Annotated in this window: 13 protein-coding genes and 1 pseudogene; 9 read left to right on the forward strand and 5 right to left on the reverse strand. The window is 70.0% G+C overall.

Features of this window, described 5'->3' with window-relative positions; translation table 11 throughout:
- Positions 1–7: 7 nt before the first annotated feature.
- Positions 8–1,321 carry an MFS transporter gene (locus ACFY3U_RS14075; RefSeq protein WP_387200278.1) on the forward strand — a complete coding sequence of 438 codons (1,314 nt, stop codon included), beginning with the start codon at positions 8–10 and terminating at the stop codon, positions 1,319–1,321.
- A 347-nt stretch (positions 1,322–1,668) separates the two neighbouring features.
- Positions 1,669–3,618, forward strand: coding sequence for an NB-ARC domain-containing protein (locus ACFY3U_RS14080; protein ID WP_387200281.1), 1,950 nt, complete (start codon positions 1,669–1,671; stop codon positions 3,616–3,618).
- On the opposite strand, the gene ACFY3U_RS14085 is transcribed toward ACFY3U_RS14080, so the two are convergent.
- Together ACFY3U_RS14085 and ACFY3U_RS14090 are read right to left on the reverse strand one after the other, a co-directional pair.
- Positions 3,547–4,239, reverse strand: a complete 693-nt coding sequence (locus ACFY3U_RS14085) for a response regulator (protein WP_387200284.1) — start codon at positions 4,237–4,239, stop codon at positions 3,547–3,549. The two genes, ACFY3U_RS14080 and ACFY3U_RS14085, sit on opposite strands and share 72 nt — an antisense overlap.
- Complete coding sequence (locus ACFY3U_RS14090; RefSeq protein ID WP_387200287.1) at positions 4,236–4,466, reverse strand: phosphopantetheine-binding protein; 231 nt, start codon at positions 4,464–4,466, stop codon at positions 4,236–4,238. The genes ACFY3U_RS14085 and ACFY3U_RS14090 overlap by 4 nt, the downstream gene beginning before the upstream one ends.
- 351 nt (positions 4,467–4,817) lie before the next feature.
- On the opposite strand from ACFY3U_RS14090, the gene ACFY3U_RS14095 reads away from it, so the two are divergent.
- A complete protein-coding gene (locus tag ACFY3U_RS14095) occupies positions 4,818–5,606 on the forward strand; it encodes a hypothetical protein (RefSeq protein WP_387200290.1) in 789 nt (262 codons plus the stop codon).
- A 79-nt stretch (positions 5,607–5,685) separates the two neighbouring features.
- Here ACFY3U_RS14095 and ACFY3U_RS14100 read toward each other — a convergent pair.
- Positions 5,686–6,108: pseudogene (locus tag ACFY3U_RS14100) on the reverse strand (transposase); the annotation flags it as partial.
- Between the two features lie 295 nt (positions 6,109–6,403).
- Here ACFY3U_RS14100 and ACFY3U_RS14105 point away from each other — a divergent pair.
- Together ACFY3U_RS14105 and ACFY3U_RS14110 are read left to right on the forward strand one after the other, a co-directional pair.
- On the forward strand, positions 6,404–8,308 hold the full coding sequence (locus tag ACFY3U_RS14105; RefSeq protein WP_387200293.1) for a BTAD domain-containing putative transcriptional regulator: 1,905 nt from the start codon (positions 6,404–6,406) through the stop codon (positions 8,306–8,308).
- A 620-nt stretch (positions 8,309–8,928) separates the two neighbouring features.
- Positions 8,929–9,204, forward strand: a complete 276-nt coding sequence (locus tag ACFY3U_RS14110; protein ID WP_387200296.1) for a hypothetical protein — start codon at positions 8,929–8,931, stop codon at positions 9,202–9,204.
- Between the two features lie 181 nt (positions 9,205–9,385).
- Here the strand turns inward: ACFY3U_RS14110 and ACFY3U_RS14115 are convergent, their stop codons facing one another.
- Positions 9,386–9,586, reverse strand: a complete 201-nt coding sequence (locus ACFY3U_RS14115; RefSeq protein WP_387200299.1) for a hypothetical protein — start codon at positions 9,584–9,586, stop codon at positions 9,386–9,388.
- Entirely contained in the window at positions 9,583–11,724 is a 2,142-nt protein-coding gene (locus ACFY3U_RS14120) for an N-6 DNA methylase (protein ID WP_387200302.1), read from the reverse strand. Before ACFY3U_RS14120 ends, ACFY3U_RS14115 begins: the two co-directional genes overlap by 4 nt.
- A 458-nt stretch (positions 11,725–12,182) precedes the next feature.
- Here ACFY3U_RS14120 and ACFY3U_RS14125 point away from each other — a divergent pair, with 458 nt between their 5' ends.
- From ACFY3U_RS14125 to ACFY3U_RS14140, 4 genes are all read left to right on the forward strand, one after another.
- On the forward strand, positions 12,183–13,979 hold the full coding sequence (locus ACFY3U_RS14125) for a helicase-associated domain-containing protein (protein ID WP_387200305.1): 1,797 nt from the start codon (positions 12,183–12,185) through the stop codon (positions 13,977–13,979).
- Positions 13,980–13,995: 16 nt separating this feature from the next.
- The gene (locus tag ACFY3U_RS14130; RefSeq protein WP_387200308.1) at positions 13,996–14,514 is read left to right on the forward strand and encodes a DUF6933 domain-containing protein; all 519 of its coding nucleotides are present in this window, start codon (positions 13,996–13,998) and stop codon (positions 14,512–14,514) included.
- Between the two features lie 62 nt (positions 14,515–14,576).
- Positions 14,577–14,870, forward strand: coding sequence for a transposase (locus ACFY3U_RS14135; protein ID WP_387200311.1), 294 nt, complete (start codon positions 14,577–14,579; stop codon positions 14,868–14,870).
- Positions 14,867–15,781, forward strand: a complete 915-nt coding sequence (locus tag ACFY3U_RS14140) for an IS3 family transposase (protein WP_387200313.1) — start codon at positions 14,867–14,869, stop codon at positions 15,779–15,781. The genes ACFY3U_RS14135 and ACFY3U_RS14140 overlap by 4 nt, the downstream gene beginning before the upstream one ends.
- The last annotated feature ends 98 nt before the right edge of the window (positions 15,782–15,879 follow it).

The following is a 15,879-nucleotide window of genomic DNA, read 5'->3' on the forward strand; positions in this document are numbered from 1 at the left end:
AGTGCACATGGGCCTGGGGCGTAGTTTCAACCGCCTGTGGTTGTCGCAAGGCTTGTCGAACACGGCCGACGGCCTGGTGTCGGCGGCCATGCCGCTGCTCGCCGTGGCGATCACCCGGGACCCGCTGCTGATCAGCGGGATGACCGTGGCGAACTTCCTACCGTGGCTGCTGTTCACCCTGCCGTCCGGTGAGCTCGCCGACCGCATTGATCGACGCCTCATCATGGTCGTCGGTAACGTGTTCCGAGCGGTCGCGTTCGGTCTGCTCGTCCTCGCGCTGCTCGCCCACCTGCAGAGCATCGTCATCCTCTACCTGGCGGTGTTCCTCTCCGGCGCAGCCGAAACGATGGTCGACAACGCGGCGTTGACGGTTCCGCCGCGCCTGGTCGAGCGCAAGGACCTCGAGCGGGCGAATGGACGCCTGTTCGCCGTCCAGTCGGCCATCAACACGTTCGTCGGTCCGCCGGTGGGTGCCCTGCTGTTCGCGGTGTCGGCATGGTTGGTGTTCACCACCGGCGCCGGGCTGTTCGCGATCGCCGCGCTGGCCCTGATCACGCTGCCCCGTCTGCTGCCGACGGCGAGCAACGTCAGCAACTCCCGGCCCACCCCCGGCTCCATCGCGCGCAGCATCCGGGCCGGCTGGTCCTACTTCTGGAACCACAAGTTGCTGCGTCGGGTGGCATTCATCTCCGCCTCGATCAACGGTTTCGGAGCCGCCACCGGCAGTCTGATCGTGCTCGTGGCGACCGGGCCGCTCGGCGTCACACCGGCGTGGTGGGGCGTCTTCATCGCGGTACCGGCTGTGGGCTCCATCGCCGGCTCACTGATCGCCTCGAAGCTGGTCCGGGCGATCGGCGGTGGGCCAGTGACCTGGCTGGCGGCCCTGGTGCCCGCGGCCACCTACGCCGCGTTCGGCCTCAGCACCAGTGTCGTCCTCGTCGAGATCTTCCTGTTCTGCAGCTCGGTGGCGACCGCGATGAACCAGATCGTGGTCAGTACGCTGCGGCAGGCCTCGGTACCCGACGAGCTGCTGGGCCGGGTCACCGCCGCCTACCGCCTGATCGTGCTCGGCGTCGTACCGCTGGGTGCGTTGCTGGGCGGGGCGCTGGCCCACTGGCGGGGAACGTCGGCCACGTTCATCGGCGCCAGCATCGGGTTGACGCTCGCCGCACTCGTGTTCGCCTCGCGGGTGACGACGCGAGGGCTCCGCGAGGCCGAGCAGGCCGGCCACGCGACGACCGCGTCGTCGCCCGAGCCCGACCAGAACGGATCCGGCCCGGGCGAGCTCGCGGACGTCGAGCCCGTCGCCCGGCAGACCTGACCACGGCGTACGGAGCTGACCCTGAAACGCTTTCGGGGTCAGCTTCCGTGTGTCCGGGGCAAGCGTCCCTTCGCGGGAGAGAGAACCGGCCCGGGTGGCGGCCGGCTGCGGGATGTCCTCCGACCGGCGCGCGCACAGCCGCCGGTGGGGGTCGGGTACTCGCCTTCAGGTCGGAACCGCCCACCGTGTGTGGGAAGACTTCACCCGTACAAACATTCACGATGGGCACGCACGTGTGATTCGATGTCCGGACAGGCGCCGGACATCGACGTTCGCACACGCAGGCGATCGCGCGGGTCAGTCGCCCCGAGCTTTCTACAGCACCGGACATAGGAGGCCGCGATGCCATGGACTTGGCGCTTCAGTCGCTAGAGCACCTATGCCTGGACCTACGACAACTCCGACTCCAAGCGGGCGGCCCCAGCCTGCGTGACCTGGCCACCCGGGTGGGCATCAGCAAGAGTCAGCTGGGGGCGATCCTGTCCGGACGGGTTCGCCGGCTGCCCGACTGGGACGTGGTCAAGGGGCTGGTGGAAGCCGTCCGAAAATACAGCGCCGACCGCGGGCAGTTGGCCCGGCTGTCGTTGACCACCGGGGTGGACGAGTTCTGGCGGCCCCGTTACACAGCGGTCGAACACGCCTTCAGCTGCCGGCAGATCCAGCCTTCCGAGCCACTGCGGATCCCCGAACCGGTTCCGCCCGAGCCGTACCCGCCGGTCGTACCGCACCAGCTGCCGCCCGCCGTGTCCCACATCATCGGCCGATCCCCCGAGCTGGCCGCGTTGGACGCGTTGATCACGCAGGACGTGCCGGCCGGCTGCGCGGTGATCGCGGTCGTCCGCGGCATGGCCGGCGTGGGCAAGACCGCGCTGGCCGTGCACTGGGCCCACCAGGTCGCCGGTCGCTTCCCCGACGGGCAGCTGTACGCCAACCTCCGCGGGTGCGGTCCGGACGGGGCGCCGATGTCCCCCGACGCTGTCGTGCGGGACTTCCTGACCGCCCTGGGCGTGTCGGCCGAACGGATTCCCGCGACCGCCGCGGCGCGCATCGCCCTCTACCGTTCCCTCCTCTACGCCCGCCGGATGCTGGTGGTGCTGGACAACGCCCACGCGGTCGAGCAGGTGCGGCCCCTCCTGCCGGCGAGTTCGGGCTGCCTGGTCCTGGTGACCAGCCGGAGCCGGATGGCTGGTCTGATCGCCGCCGACGGCGCCCGCTCGGTGAGGCTGGACGTCCTGGCCGACGAGGCGGCCGGCGAGCTGCTGGCGCGCCGCCTGGGGCCACACCGGGTGGCCGCCGAGCCGAGCGCGGTCCGCGACGTCGTCGAGCGGTGTGGAGGACTGCCGCTGGCGCTGGTCCTCGTCGCCGCCCGGTCGCTGACCCACCCCGCCGTGGCCCTCGACACGCTGGCTGTTCGACTGTTCGATGGCGGCCGCGAACCGAACGCGCTCGCCGGCGATCCGGCCACCGACCTCGAGGCGGCGTTCTCCTGGTCGTACCGGACGCTCGACCCGCCGACCGCCCGGCTGTTCCGGTTGCTGAGCCTGCACCCGGGACGGGACGTCAGCGCGGCCGCGGCGGCCAGTCTGGCTGCCCTCCCGCTGGCGGAGGCGACCCTCCGGCTGTCCGAACTCAGCGAGGCAGCCCTGGTCACCGAGCGCGGGCCGGGCCGGTACGCGCTGCATGGCCTGGTCGGCGCCTACGCCGGCGACCTCGCCGCGCACACCGATCTCGAAGACGCCCGGCGCGCCGCGACGGTCCGACTGCTCGACCATTACGTGTACAGCGCGCGGGCCGCCTCGACCCTCCTGGATCCCGGCGACGACCCGGACCCGGTGCCGCTCGCCCCGCCGGCCGCCGGGGTCACCGCTGAGCCGCGGCACACCGACCGGTCGCCGGCGACGGCCTGGTTCGACGAGCGGCGCCCCGTGCTCCGTGCCGTGCTGCACCACGCGATCAACGCCGGGTTCGCCGCCCACGCCTGGCATCTGGCCCGGAGCCTGGACGCGTACCTGACCCATGGCGGCCACCGGCCCGACCGCGTGGACGTCTGGCAGGTCGCGCTGCGCGCCGCGGAGCGACTCGACAACCCGGACGCCCGGACGATGGCCTGCCGCCGGCTGGCCGACGCCTCCCTCCGGCTGGACCGGACGGTCGAGCTCCTCGCCCACAACGAGCGCGCCATGGTGTCCCACCGGCGTCGCGGTGGGCCGCCCTCGACGGCGAGGTCAGCTCGCCCGCTTCTCCAGGTCAGTACTTCGCCCATCCGACTGAATGAGACCGGACCGGTAGGCCAGTGACACGAGCTGCGCGCGGTCGCGGACGCCGAGCTTGGTGCGCACCCGGTAGAGATGGGTGCGCACGGTGGCCACGCCGATGATCAGCTCACGGGCCACGTCCTCGGTCGACATTCCCCGGGCCACCATCTGCGTCACCTCCCGCTCACGCGGGGTCAGGTCGGTCACCTCCGGATACTGCGGCGGGGCCGTGGTGTCCGGTTGCTCGCGGAACCACGTGACCAGGCGCTGCGCGACGTTCGGGGCGAGCATGGCCCGACCCGCGGCCGCTGCCCGGATCGCGGCGACGAGCTCCTGCGGGCTCGCGTCCTTGCCGAGCAGGCAGCTCGCGCCAGCGAGCAGGACGTCGCTGACGGTCTTGTCGGCGTCGGACGCGGTGAACACGACGATGTTGGGCGCCGGGTCTTCCTTGCCGAGCCTGCGGATCATCTCGAGGCCGGAGATGATCCGCAGGTTCAGGTCGGTGACCACGACATCGGGCCGTGCGGTGCGCGCCAGCATGATCGCCTCCATGCCGTTGTCGGTCGTCCCGATCACGTCGATGTCCGGCACCGCGTCGAGCAGCGTCCGCATGCCGTCCCGGACGACCGGCAGTTCATCGCAGATGAGCGCGCGGATGGTCATCGCGTCTCGCCTCCGGACGGGTCACCGGAGACCCGGTCGACGAAGGCCGCGACACCGGTCACGGTCGGGTCGTCGAAGAGATCGAGAAGCGTCATCTCTACTTGAAATTTCGTGCGCACCAACGCGACCAGTCGCGCGGCGAGCAGCGAATGACCGCCGAGGGCGAAGAAGTTGTCTTCGACACCGACCCGTTCCTGGCCTAGCAACGCGGTGAACAGCGCGGCCACCCCCTCTTTGGTCGTCCTACCGGGTTGGGTCAGGTCATCGACGCCCTCGTGAGGCGGGAGATCCGCCGTGTTCGTTCTCTGCGAGACATCAGCCATCTGTCTGTTGTTCTGCGCGCGGGTATTGGTGGGCTATCCATTAGATATCGGTGCCGGAGAATGCGCGCCGGTCGGCCCTCCCGGATTGACGAGTCACGGGCCTTTCGCCCGGTTGCCCGGCTGGCGGGGGCCCGCCGCCGTCCGGTGGTACACCGTGGCCAGTCCCAGAAGGCGCCGAGGCGATCGTCAGGCGATACCCCATCGATATCGTCCCCGGGTTGCCTGGGCGCTGGCGAACGAGTGGAGGGGTTGGCGGTGGAGCTGACGACGTGGCGTGAGCTGTGCGATCGGGGACGTGACCTTGTCCTGTGCCTGGACTTCCCGGGCGGGCGGGCCGCCGCCGGCTTCTCCGACCTGGCCGCCGGGGCACCCGTCGAGCTGTGCTTCCTCCATATCGCCCAGTCGGGCCTCCACCCGGATTCGCGGCTGGACGCGCACGTCGCACAGTGGGTGGGCGAGGCGCTCGGGACCCGTCGCCCGGTGCGGGCCGTGCTGGGCTTCTGCGCCGGAACTGCGCTGGCGACACGGGTCGCGGACGCGGTCAGCGCCACGGCCGGCGCGACACCGCCCACGGTCCTGCTGTTCGACGCGGCCGCCGTTCATGACGACGCGCTCCGCGACCAGTTCGTGTCGTCGGTCCAGGCCTCCGCCGCCTACCTGGCCGAGGGCGAGCTGGAGGATGCCCGACGGTGGTCGCGGGAGCTGCTCGCCACCGGCCGGGACGACCTGCCGCGGGTCGCCACGGCGTTGATCGACCGGTATGACCAACTCATGTCAGGTATCGCCGACCGGCTGTCCCTGGGCGAGGCCATCCGCCGGGAGCTCACCGACGGATTCGCCGCGTACCTGGCCTACCTGCTCCTGGCCGCCCAGGGCGGGCTGGATCTGCGGGTCGGCACTCCGCTGTTCCTGTCCTCGCGGGATCACCCGCTGCCGGTGGATCCGGCGCGCGGCACGTCGTTCGGGGTCGACCGCGAGGGGCTGCTGGGCGACGCCGACGTGTGGAAGGTCGTCGCCAGCGTACTGGGCGAACAGCGGCCGTGATCCGGGACCGCGCCGTTCCAGGTGCCGGTGTCGCCAGAGTGACCATGGATGGGTGTGGTCGAACGGTCGCCTGCAGGCCGGCGGTGACAGCGGCATACGCCAGGAAGAACCTCAGCTGGCAGTTCTCCGGCGGGCCGGCCGTGCCCGAATACTGACGCCGCACGCCAACGGACCTGGTGCCCTTCTTCAGGAGGCCGGTGGCGTCGACGCTCAGCACCCCGTCGTCGTGGGCGAGGTGCTCGGACACGCAGTCGGACAGGCCGCCGCGGACAGCGTGCGGGCCGGACGCTCGCCGGCGCGGCTCTGCCCGTCCGAACCGGTGCGCGAATCGCACCAACAGATCATCCGGACCCGCCCGCCCGCGGTCGCACAGATCAAACACAAGCGCGACGGCGAGCCCCGCCCGGTGAGTGACCACCACAGGCAGGCGGTGCGACCACCCGACCCATCGCACGAAAGCATCGGCGGGCAGGTGCGAGTGCGGCTGGAGCACTAACGTCACCGCATCCGTGGTTCACCGAATATCCGCGCACGCGGTGCGCCGACCGCCGCGCGGGATTCCCACCGCGTCCATTGCTGTCCACAAGATTTGCTGGACACTCCGGTATGACCTGCGGTTACGGTCCAGGCGTCCGCGGCGCGTCCGGAGTGAATGGGAATCAGTCTATCGGCGAGCGACGATTCCTGCAGACGGCTGAAGCCCGCGATGCCGCCGACACGGGGACCATCCAGCGCGATATCGCCGATTTTGCGACGGACGCGCTGAAGCCACCTCATATCGAAGAGGGAGCATACTCGTGCGGTTACGCGTTCTCGGTCCACTGGAGGTCGTCGGCACGACCGGCCACCTGTCGTTCCCGCCTCGGCAGCGGACCGTTCTCGCCATGCTGCTCCTCGAACCCAACCGCGTGGTGACCGTCGAGCGCCTCGTGGACGCCGTCTGGGACAACACGCCACCGCGGACCGCGAAGGAGCAGGTCCGGATCTGCGTCTCGGCCATTCGGCGAGCCATGACCGCCAGCGGCCGGCCCGACGCGATCGCGACCCGCCCACCGGGCTACTCGATCCAGTGCACGGACCGGGAACTGGACCTGCTGGAGTTCAACGAACTGGTCGCGAAGGGCCGGCGCCTACTGGGTCAGGGCCGGCCGCACGACGCGGCCGACGCGCTCGGTGACGCCCTGCGGCTGTGGCGGGGCACTGTCCCGCTGGTCGGCGTACGCAGCCAACTCGTCCAGTCGATCGGCACCCGGCTGGCCGAACGGCGACTGGCCGTGATCGAGGAGTACGTCGACGTGCGACTGCGGCTCGGCCAGCACCAGGAGCTGGCCAGCGGGCTGGCCGAACTGGTCGCGGCGAACCCGTTCCGTGAGCGACTGCGGGCACGCCTGATGATCGCGCTGTACCGGAGCGGACGGCAGGCCGAGGCGCTGCACACCTACCGGGTCGGCCGGCAGTTGTTCGTGGAGCAGCTCGGCCTGGAGCCCGGAGCCGAGCTGCACCGGTTGGAGCGGGCGATTCTCGCCGGAGAGCTGGCCGACCTGCTGGAGCCGGAGGACGCGTCCCGTCCGGTACCGGTGCGGCCCGCCGTGCCCCGCCTGTTGCCGGCCGACATCGGCGACTTCACCGGCCGGCGGGACCTGATCGAACGGGTGCGCACGGCGCTGCGCGGACCGCGCGACGCCGGGTCCCGTGCCATGCCCATCGTGGCTGTCGCCGGCCGGCCCTGGCTGGGCAAGACCACCCTGGCTGTGCACGTCGCCCACGCCCTCGACAAGGAGTACCCCGACGGCCAGCTGTTCGCCCGGCTCGGCGGAACCGCCCGCCCGGCCGACGCCGGTGGAGTGCTGGCCCGTTTCCTCGCCGCACTCGGCGTACCGGGCCACGCCGTACCCGACGCCCTGGAGGAACGGACGGACATGTACCGCAACCTGCTCAGCGACCGCCAGGTTCTCGTGGTCCTCGACGACGCGGCCAGCGGGCAGCAGGTGGCGCCGCTGCTGCCCGGCGGTCCGACATGCTCGGTTATCGTGACCAGCCGCGCCCGGCTGGCCGCGCTCGGCGGCGCGACGACGCTGGCCATCGGCCCGCTGGATGCCCGGGAATCGGTCGAACTGCTCGCCAGGGCGGTCGGCCAGGAGCGGGTCGACACGGAGGCGGCCGACCTCGCTCTGCTGGCCGACCTGTGCGCCGGTGAGCCGCTGGCGCTACGGCTGGCCGCCGGTCGACTGAAGAGCCAACCGCACTGGCCGGTACGTGACCTGATCGTCCGCCTGTACGACGACCGCCGCCGGCTGACCGAACTGTCCTACGGCGGCCTGGACCTGGTGGCGATGGTCAACGAGATCTGGCAGGGGCTCAGCCCGCTGGCCCGGCGTTTGCTGCGGCGCGTCAGCCGGCTGGACGACCTGCCCTTCCAGGGCTGGATGTGCGCTCCCCTGCTGGACGCCGCCGAGCAGGACGCGCAGGACGCGCTCACCGAAGTGCTGGACGCCGGGCTCCTGGACATCGAGCGACAGGACGGCCACATCGTGTTCCAGCTGCGAGGCCTGCTGCGGGCGTTCGCCCGGCGACCAGCGGCCGAGGAGCCGTCCTTCGTCGACACCGGCCGCGCGGCGGAGCGGCCCGGCGACAGCCGCGACGACGTCCGCGGGGATCGCAGCCGCCTCAGCACATCGAAGTCAGCGCCCGAGCCGGGATGACCGCGCGTCCGGCAAGTGCTGGAGTACGAGCAGGGCCGGCGCGGACCCGCCGAAGACGTGCTCGCCGTGTTTGACCGCACGTATGGGCCGGCGGCTGGCCTGTCCGCGTTGCGGCGGGCCGCGCTCGCCGCCCGGGCCCGTCGCCCCGACCGGGAGTTGCTGCGCGATGCGGAAAGGGTCGCACGGCCCGTCCCTGCCACGGCGTCGGGATCGCTGGCGGGCCCGGCTGTCGGCTCGCCCGGCGCGGGCTCCGCTCCGGTTGCCGAGGACGACGCCGGCGACTGTCAGGGCGGGGGAGGCGACCCTACGCGGTCTCCAGAGACCGTCGGGCGGTCGAAGCGCCCCGACCGCCCTGGTGCGGGTTCTGCCGTCCGGCGACGACTGGCAGGGTTCCCCGGGCGTGTCCTCGCACCGCTGGCCTACCTCGCGGCCGGCAGCATGGCGACACAGTCTCGCGATCGTGCGCAGCCCCTACGTTCGCGAGCAGATGCCGAAAGTCGAGGCGTCTGTCGCGGAGCTTCCCATGCATCACAAAATGCAGGTCATCGCCATCTACCCTAACCAGTACTTCGTACCGATGACCATCCAGTTCATGCACGATGCCGGTAGCTGGGTCATGGGTGGGCAGCCCCGGCCAACTGTTCGTACAGCACGCCACGTTCCTCACCCTCGAAACGCTGCAGGCTGGACTAACGGAATGGGCAGAGAATCATGAATGCCGCACCGCGAACCCGATGCCGGAACTCGCCATCCGCCTCTACCAGCTCACCGCCCACCTCGGCCCGGAACGCAACCGACTCTTCCGCGACTTCGTCACCGCAGTCCAGGCCCACGAAGAGCCGGGAAGCTTCTACACCTACCCCGGCCTGACTGCGGCCCTGGATGCCGTGGCCTGAGCGTGTAACGCAAATTGCGCAGGCGACGGCTGGACAGCGTTCACCAGCGCCGCCCCGCCGTACCGAGGCGAAGCCGGCCGGCGGAGAAGCAGGGCGTCACTGGCCAAGGACCGCTTTCGCCGTGTACAGCTCCTGGGATGTGTACGGATTCGTAGGGGACTGATCTCGGCGGTCGCCGAGCTCATAGGCCGCGAAGGTATTTGAGGACTTCCAGGACGAGTGTCATGGTCGCGCCGAAGGCTGCGCCGCCCGCGATCACCGCCGTGGAAGGGTCAGCTCCGCTGTGGTGGAACAGCACGGCTGCGACGACCCCGACACCGCCGGAGATCATTACGGCGGCCGCGACGGATCGGTGCTCGCGGGAGAGCTTGCGTCTCGTCATCGGGCACCGCCGAACAGCCGGCGGACTACCACATCGCGGGTCTCGGCGACCCGGGCGGCCAAGTCGCGCGCCGCCACGACCTCCTCGTCAAGTGCGCGTAGCGCTGCGACCAGCGACTGCTGCCGAGCCTGCGGCGGCAACGGGATCTCCATCGCCGCGACGTCCGCTGCGGTCACGTATGCGGTTACGGTGGCCCGTACGAACGCCTTCATCCCATCCTTGCCCGCTGCGGAGCGCAGATATGCGTACAGGTAGTAGGGGTTGAGGACGTCGGGGTCTGAGACTCGCAGACGCAGCAGGTTTGTGCTCAGGAGCCAATCCGACTCGGTCGGTCGCACGAGGGCGGGTGCCGTAAGTGCCCCGGTCCGCACGCAGAGCACATCGTCGGTGCGTAGCCAGTAGTCCTTCAATGCCTTAGCGGTTGCTCGTGGTGCTCGCGGCGGTTTGTCCGCCACGATTCTCCCGTCACGCAGGTGCCGCGGCAGGACGATGGGGACTCCCTGCTCGTCGGATCGCTCTTCAGCTCGCAGCCGCGAGTATGAATAGCCCGCTTTGACGTCGCAGACGTCGCCAAGACGGACGATCTGCGCGCCGAGCGGCTGGGAAGCAACGACCGCTGCATCCTCGGCCGCCCTGCGGCAGTGGAAGGCCCGCGAGTAAGTCGCGCCCAGGCCGGCGCGGGCGGCTTCGGCGTCGGGGGCACGGAGCCCCATCGGGCCTGGTAAGTACTCCGCAGGGTTGAGCGAGTAGGACTCCGGCCGGATGACGGCCTTGGTGACGGCGGCACTCAGACCCTCGATGCCCGGGTGTGGCCGACCGGCCGCACGGTCGGCAAGGAACGATCGCCATGCTCTCAGGATGTCGGCCTGGCCTCCCTCATCGAGCAGCGTGCGGCCACCGCTTGACACACCGAGGTTCACCGCGTCGACGAACAGGATCGGCTGGTCCGACCCGGGTGCCCGCCGGACGATCCAGACGCTGGTGGCAATGGACGTGCCGGCGTACAGGCCGGGTGGGAGGGCAATGACCGCTTCCACCATGGAATCGTCGACCAGTCGGCGACGGATTTCCCGCTCGCGGGCGTTGGTCGAGACGGCGGCTATCCGTGGCATGATGATTGCGGCCCGGCCATCGTCGCTCAACTGTTCGATGCAGTGCAGGAGCCAGCGGAAGGCGGATCGGGCTGGCGGTGGTGGGAATGGTTGCCAGTCGGTGTTGGGGCGCCGGTCGAGCCACGAATCGCTCCCGAACGGCGGATTGGCAAGGACGTGCGTGACCGTTGCGCGCCGAGCTTGTTCCGCCGGACGCAGGTCGGCTGGCTCGCCTAGGGCCAGCAGGGTGAGTCCAGAGAGGCTCAGAGCAGCGGCATCGGGGCCGAGCCCGTGTAACCGTAGGCTCCCCGGCCGGGCCGCCACGTCGGCCGCAGCGATGAGCAGCTCGCCAGCTCGCAAGTACGGGTCGTAAACGGACTCGGCAGAATCGTCGATCACCGCCTTGGCAAGGAGGGCCGCAACCGTGCGCGGGGTGAGGAAGCCGCCCGGGGGCAGGGCGGCGTCGTACGCGTCAACGAGGGTGTGCACGTTCGCAGCGCCGAGTTCCGAGCGGCCGGACATGAGTCCCCGGACCTCAGGGACGCTTTCCGGGGTCAGCCGCCGCAATGCGGCGAAGACCTCGGGCGAGACGCTGTGACGCCGCGCCGCCTTCCCGGCGGTTGTCGCGATGCGGTCGATGAGCCATCGCGCCCCTTCGGCCCCTGCATTCGGTGTGATCAGATCGTTCAGCCCGGCCCAACCCTGCGGGTCGCGCTCGCGCAGAAAGATCAACGTGAGGCGCAGAATGAGGTTGTCGATCTCGACGGTCGTGGGATCGCCGGGCAGGTTCATGCCAGGCATGTGGCTGGGCTTCGCCGCGGCGAGGCTCCGCCGGATCCGGTCGGCGTAGCTGCACTCGGTTCCGTCGTCGGCCGCGCGAATCGAGCCATGTACCTGGCGGGACTCGAGCCACTCCAGCACCTCGGGAAGCGCAAAGCGGCCCTCTCCGACGGGACGTGGGAAGTCGCGGCGCTTGGCCCATGAGGTCACCGCCGCGCGGCTGACCCCGGCCAGCCTGGCAATCTCCGAACGTGTGACTTGCTGCATCTCTCTCCCCGGCCGTCGCTAGTGGACTTGATCGAAGGTAGAGGACACCGGGGACACCGACAACCGTGAGCACCCGGAGATGCTCACCTGCCTCCTGGTGAACGGAAAGCCCCGACCAGGGGCTTCGTTGGGCATTGACCGCAGAGAACGGGCACCGAATAAACTTCGTTAACTCTCTAGGTGTTAACCGCCAAAGGACGGGGTGGCTGAAACGATAGGTGAAGCTTCGCCGCATTCAGCCCGCTTCGTCGAAGTGGGCCGGCCGGCCCCGCCCATGCGGAGCGGCTGGAGACCGTTCCGGCCGCTCGACATCCGGCTGTCGGAGGTACGGCCTCGGCTTGGAACCACCGGCGGCGAGCCAGGTCGCCGGGCTCAGGTTGGCGGCTGGCGAGTCGCGTCACGCGGAGACGGTTTCGTGGGGTTGGATTCAGGGCGTCGCCGTGTCTGGGAGCGCCGCCGTGAATCCGTATGATCAGCTTGCTGGCCTTGACCTGCCGACCCTTCAGGTGTTGGAGGGGGCTCTGGCGCTGGGTGGCCTGGTCACCGAGGTGGAGGTGTCGGCGTTGGTCGGCGCCGACGCGACGCCGTACCTGCAGCGTGCCGCCGATGCGGGGCTTGTCGCGCGGCTGCGGGGCCGGCTCACGGTGAGCGGCGAACTGCGGGAGGTCTTCGCCCGTCCGCTGGGTGTCGGCCCGGCCGCCGCGCAGCTCGCCGCCGTGTTGAACGTCGATGATCTGAAGGTCGTGGCACGCAACCTGGGGCTGCCCACGAAGGGCCGCAAGGCGGACCTGCTGGAGGCAGTGGCGGAGTTCTTCCTCGACACGGACAACGTGCACGCTCTGGTCAAGCGGATGCCGGCTGCGACGCGGACGGTGTTGGAGGAGGCTGACCGCGACGGTGGACGGATCCGTCGCCGTGGCGGAAGCGGCATCGCACATCGAAGTCGGTACAAGAGCCGCTATCGGCAGGTGCATCCGCTGGACTGGGCCGAGGAGCACGGGCTGGTCTACCGGGTGACCTGGGAGGACTATCAGCTGGCGGGTCAGGTTGCGCTCGCTGTGCGAGGAGCGGACTACCGGGTGCCGTTCCAGCCGCAGGAACCACCGGTCACCTGGCGTACGCCGAATCCCCCGGCAGTGCGCCGCGACGCCCAGGCCCAGGGCATCGCCGTGGTCGGGCTGCTGTCGGCGCTGCTGGACGGGGCTGGACGTGAGCCGCTGGTCACGGTCAAGGCCGGCGGCGTGGGCGTGCGCGAGCTGACCCGGACGGCGAAGACGCTGGGAGTGACGGTTCCGACCGTGCGGCTGCTGCTAGCGGTCGCCCAGGGGGCCAGGCTGGCCAACCTCGACGATCGCGTGGTCCCGACGGCCGCGTACGACCGCTGGCTCCAGCTCGGTCTGGGCCGACGGCTCGCGGTGATGCTGAAGGCGTGGCGCGAGCTGGACTATCTGCCGTCGTCGCAGACTGGGCCGTGGGTTCCGGAGCACCGCCACAGCTGGTCTGCGCAAGCCCGGATCGCCGCGCTGCGGGCGTTGGGCGACCGGGCGACGACGAACCTCGAGCAGGCCGCCCAGTGGATGTGGTGGCAGCAGCCGCTGACCTTCGGCGGCACCACGACCGTGAGGGGCCTGCTGGACGAGGCCTCAACCCTGGGGATCCTCGGCGCGGGCGCTGTCAGCCCTGCTGGGCAGGCGCTGCTGGCCGACGCGGACATCGCCGAGGCAGTCGGCGATCTGGGTGAGGTCGCCTGTACCGCCCGGCTGCAGGCCGACCTGACCGCGGTCGTGGCCGGAACACCGAGCCCGGATCTAGCTGAGCTCCTCGGTGCGACCGCCGTCGTCGAGTCCCGCGGCACGGCCACGACCTGGCGCTTCAGCCCCGCGGCGGTACGCGGTGCGTACGACGCAGGCTGGACCGAGCAGCGCTTGTCCAAGGCCCTGACGAAGATCGCCGAAGGCGGACTGCCGCAACCACTGGTCTACCTGCTGGCCGACGTCGCCCGCCAACACGGGTCAGTACGGGTCGCGCCCGTGGCAAGCACCCTGGTCAGCGACGACACCGCGCTGCTGGCGCAGATCTGCGCCGACAAGCGGCTGGACAAGCTCAACCTGCGTCTGCTCGCCCCGACCGTGCTCGCCAGCCAAGCCACCACGGCCTACACGATGTCTGCCCTGCGCAAGGCCGGCTACGCGCCCCGCCAGCAGAACGCCGACGGCCGCGACGTCATCGAGAAGGCCCGCCGCCACCGCGCCTGACGGGCTGGAGAGCGCCATGCTGATCGTACGCGCGACCAAGAAACTCCTCGATCACACCCACCCGCCTCGGGCTGTCGAAGGAGACCACGACACGACCCTGCTGGGCCCGTGGTACGCCACCGCGCTGTTCTGGCGGCCCCGGCTGGCGCTGCTGGTCAACGAGCGAACCCTGCTACCGGTCCTGCTGCCCCTGGCACCAGCGCGCAGCCTTCCCGCCCGCGTCCCCGACGAGATCGCGACGGTCCTCGACGCCCACCAGGTGCCCGGGGCCTTCATCGCCGACGAGCTACGGCACATGCAGGACTGCCGATTCGCCACGACGGCCAACCACAGCGTCGTCGGGATCATGAACGAATTCACCAAGCTCGCCGAGATCTACACCGACGATTCCGCTCACCCCAACCTCGTCACACTCTCGCTGCGGCTGGCCACGACGCCCTGCAGCCCCCTGTACGCCACGAACGTCAACCCCGACCGCGAACTGGCAGCACTGGTGGGCGCTGCCGGATCAGGGAAGGGGGTCGACGGCGTGTGAAGTGACCCCCTGAGACCGGACACCTCCTGACTTGGCATCCTGCCGAGGAGGAGGAAACCGCTGTGGCTCGACAGAGCAAGTACCCCGAGGAGTTCCGGCGCCAGGCAGCGGCCCTGGTGCTCGACTCCGGACGTACCATTCGGGACGTCGGCCGGGAGTTGGGCGTCAACCACGAGACGCTGCGCAACTGGGTCGACCGGCTGCGGCAGGAACGCGACGGCGGCCGGCCCAGCGATCTGGCCGCCGATGAGCGGGCCGAGCTGGTGCGGTTGCGGCGTCAGGTCGCCCAGCTGGAGCTGGAGAAAGAGATCTTGAAAAAAGCCGCGGTCTTCTTCGCACGCGAGACGGAGCGGTGAACCGGACCGAGGTGTACCGGTTCATCGTCGCGGAGAAGACCACCTATCCGGTCCGTCTGCTCTGCCGCCTGCTCGGCGTGGGCCACAGTGCCTTCTACGACTGGCTTCGGCAGGGACGTCAGCGCGCTGCTGAGCGGGAACGCCACGACCAGCAGCGCGTCGAGATCACCCAGCAGGCATGGTCAGAGCACCGCGGCGTCTACGGAGCCCGACGACTCACCGCGGAGCTGCACGATCGCGGCCACCGGTGGAATCGCAAGGCGGTGGCCCGACTGATGCGGCTGGCCAGGATCGAAGGCGCCCACCGCCGGCGGCGGGGCAAGCCCCGCCGCAAGGCCGCGTCCACGGCCACCGCGCCGGACCTGGTTCAGCGGCAGTTCACTGCCACCGCACCAGACCGGCTGTGGGTCGCCGACATCTCTTACCTGCGCACCTGGGAAGGATTCCTCTACCTCGCCGTCGTGGTCGACGCCTACTCCCGCCGAGTCGTCGGCTGGGCGATGGCCGACCACCTGCGCACCGAGCTGATCCTCGACGCCGTCGGCATGGCCATCCAGCATCGCCGGCCGGCCCGAGACCAGCTCATTCATCACTCGGATCGAGGGACGCAGTACACGTCGTTCGAGTTCGGCCGCACCCTGCGCTCCTGCGGCGTCCTGGCCTCGATGGGCTCGGTCGCCGACTGCTACGACAACGCCATGGCGGAGACGTTCTTCGCCACCCTCAAAACCGAACTGGTCTACACCCGCGCCTGGCCATCACGGCACGAACTGGAGATGGAGGTCTTCTCCTATATCGAGGGCTTCTACAACCCTCGCCGACGGCACAGCCGTCTGGGTAACGTCAGCCCCGACACCTACGAGAAGATCCACCGAGAGTCCCTGACACACATCGAGGTGTCCGGCCGATAGGGGTCACTTCATCAGGCGTGTTGGGCTAAGCCGTCGATGACGGTGAGGCGGTGCTTGAGTCGATAGCGCGTCCTTGATTGCAACGTGCCTGAAGACAG

Source organism: Micromonospora sp. NPDC000089 (assembly GCF_042899365.1).
In the GTDB taxonomy this organism is placed as follows: Bacteria; Actinomycetota; Actinomycetes; order Mycobacteriales; family Micromonosporaceae; genus Micromonospora.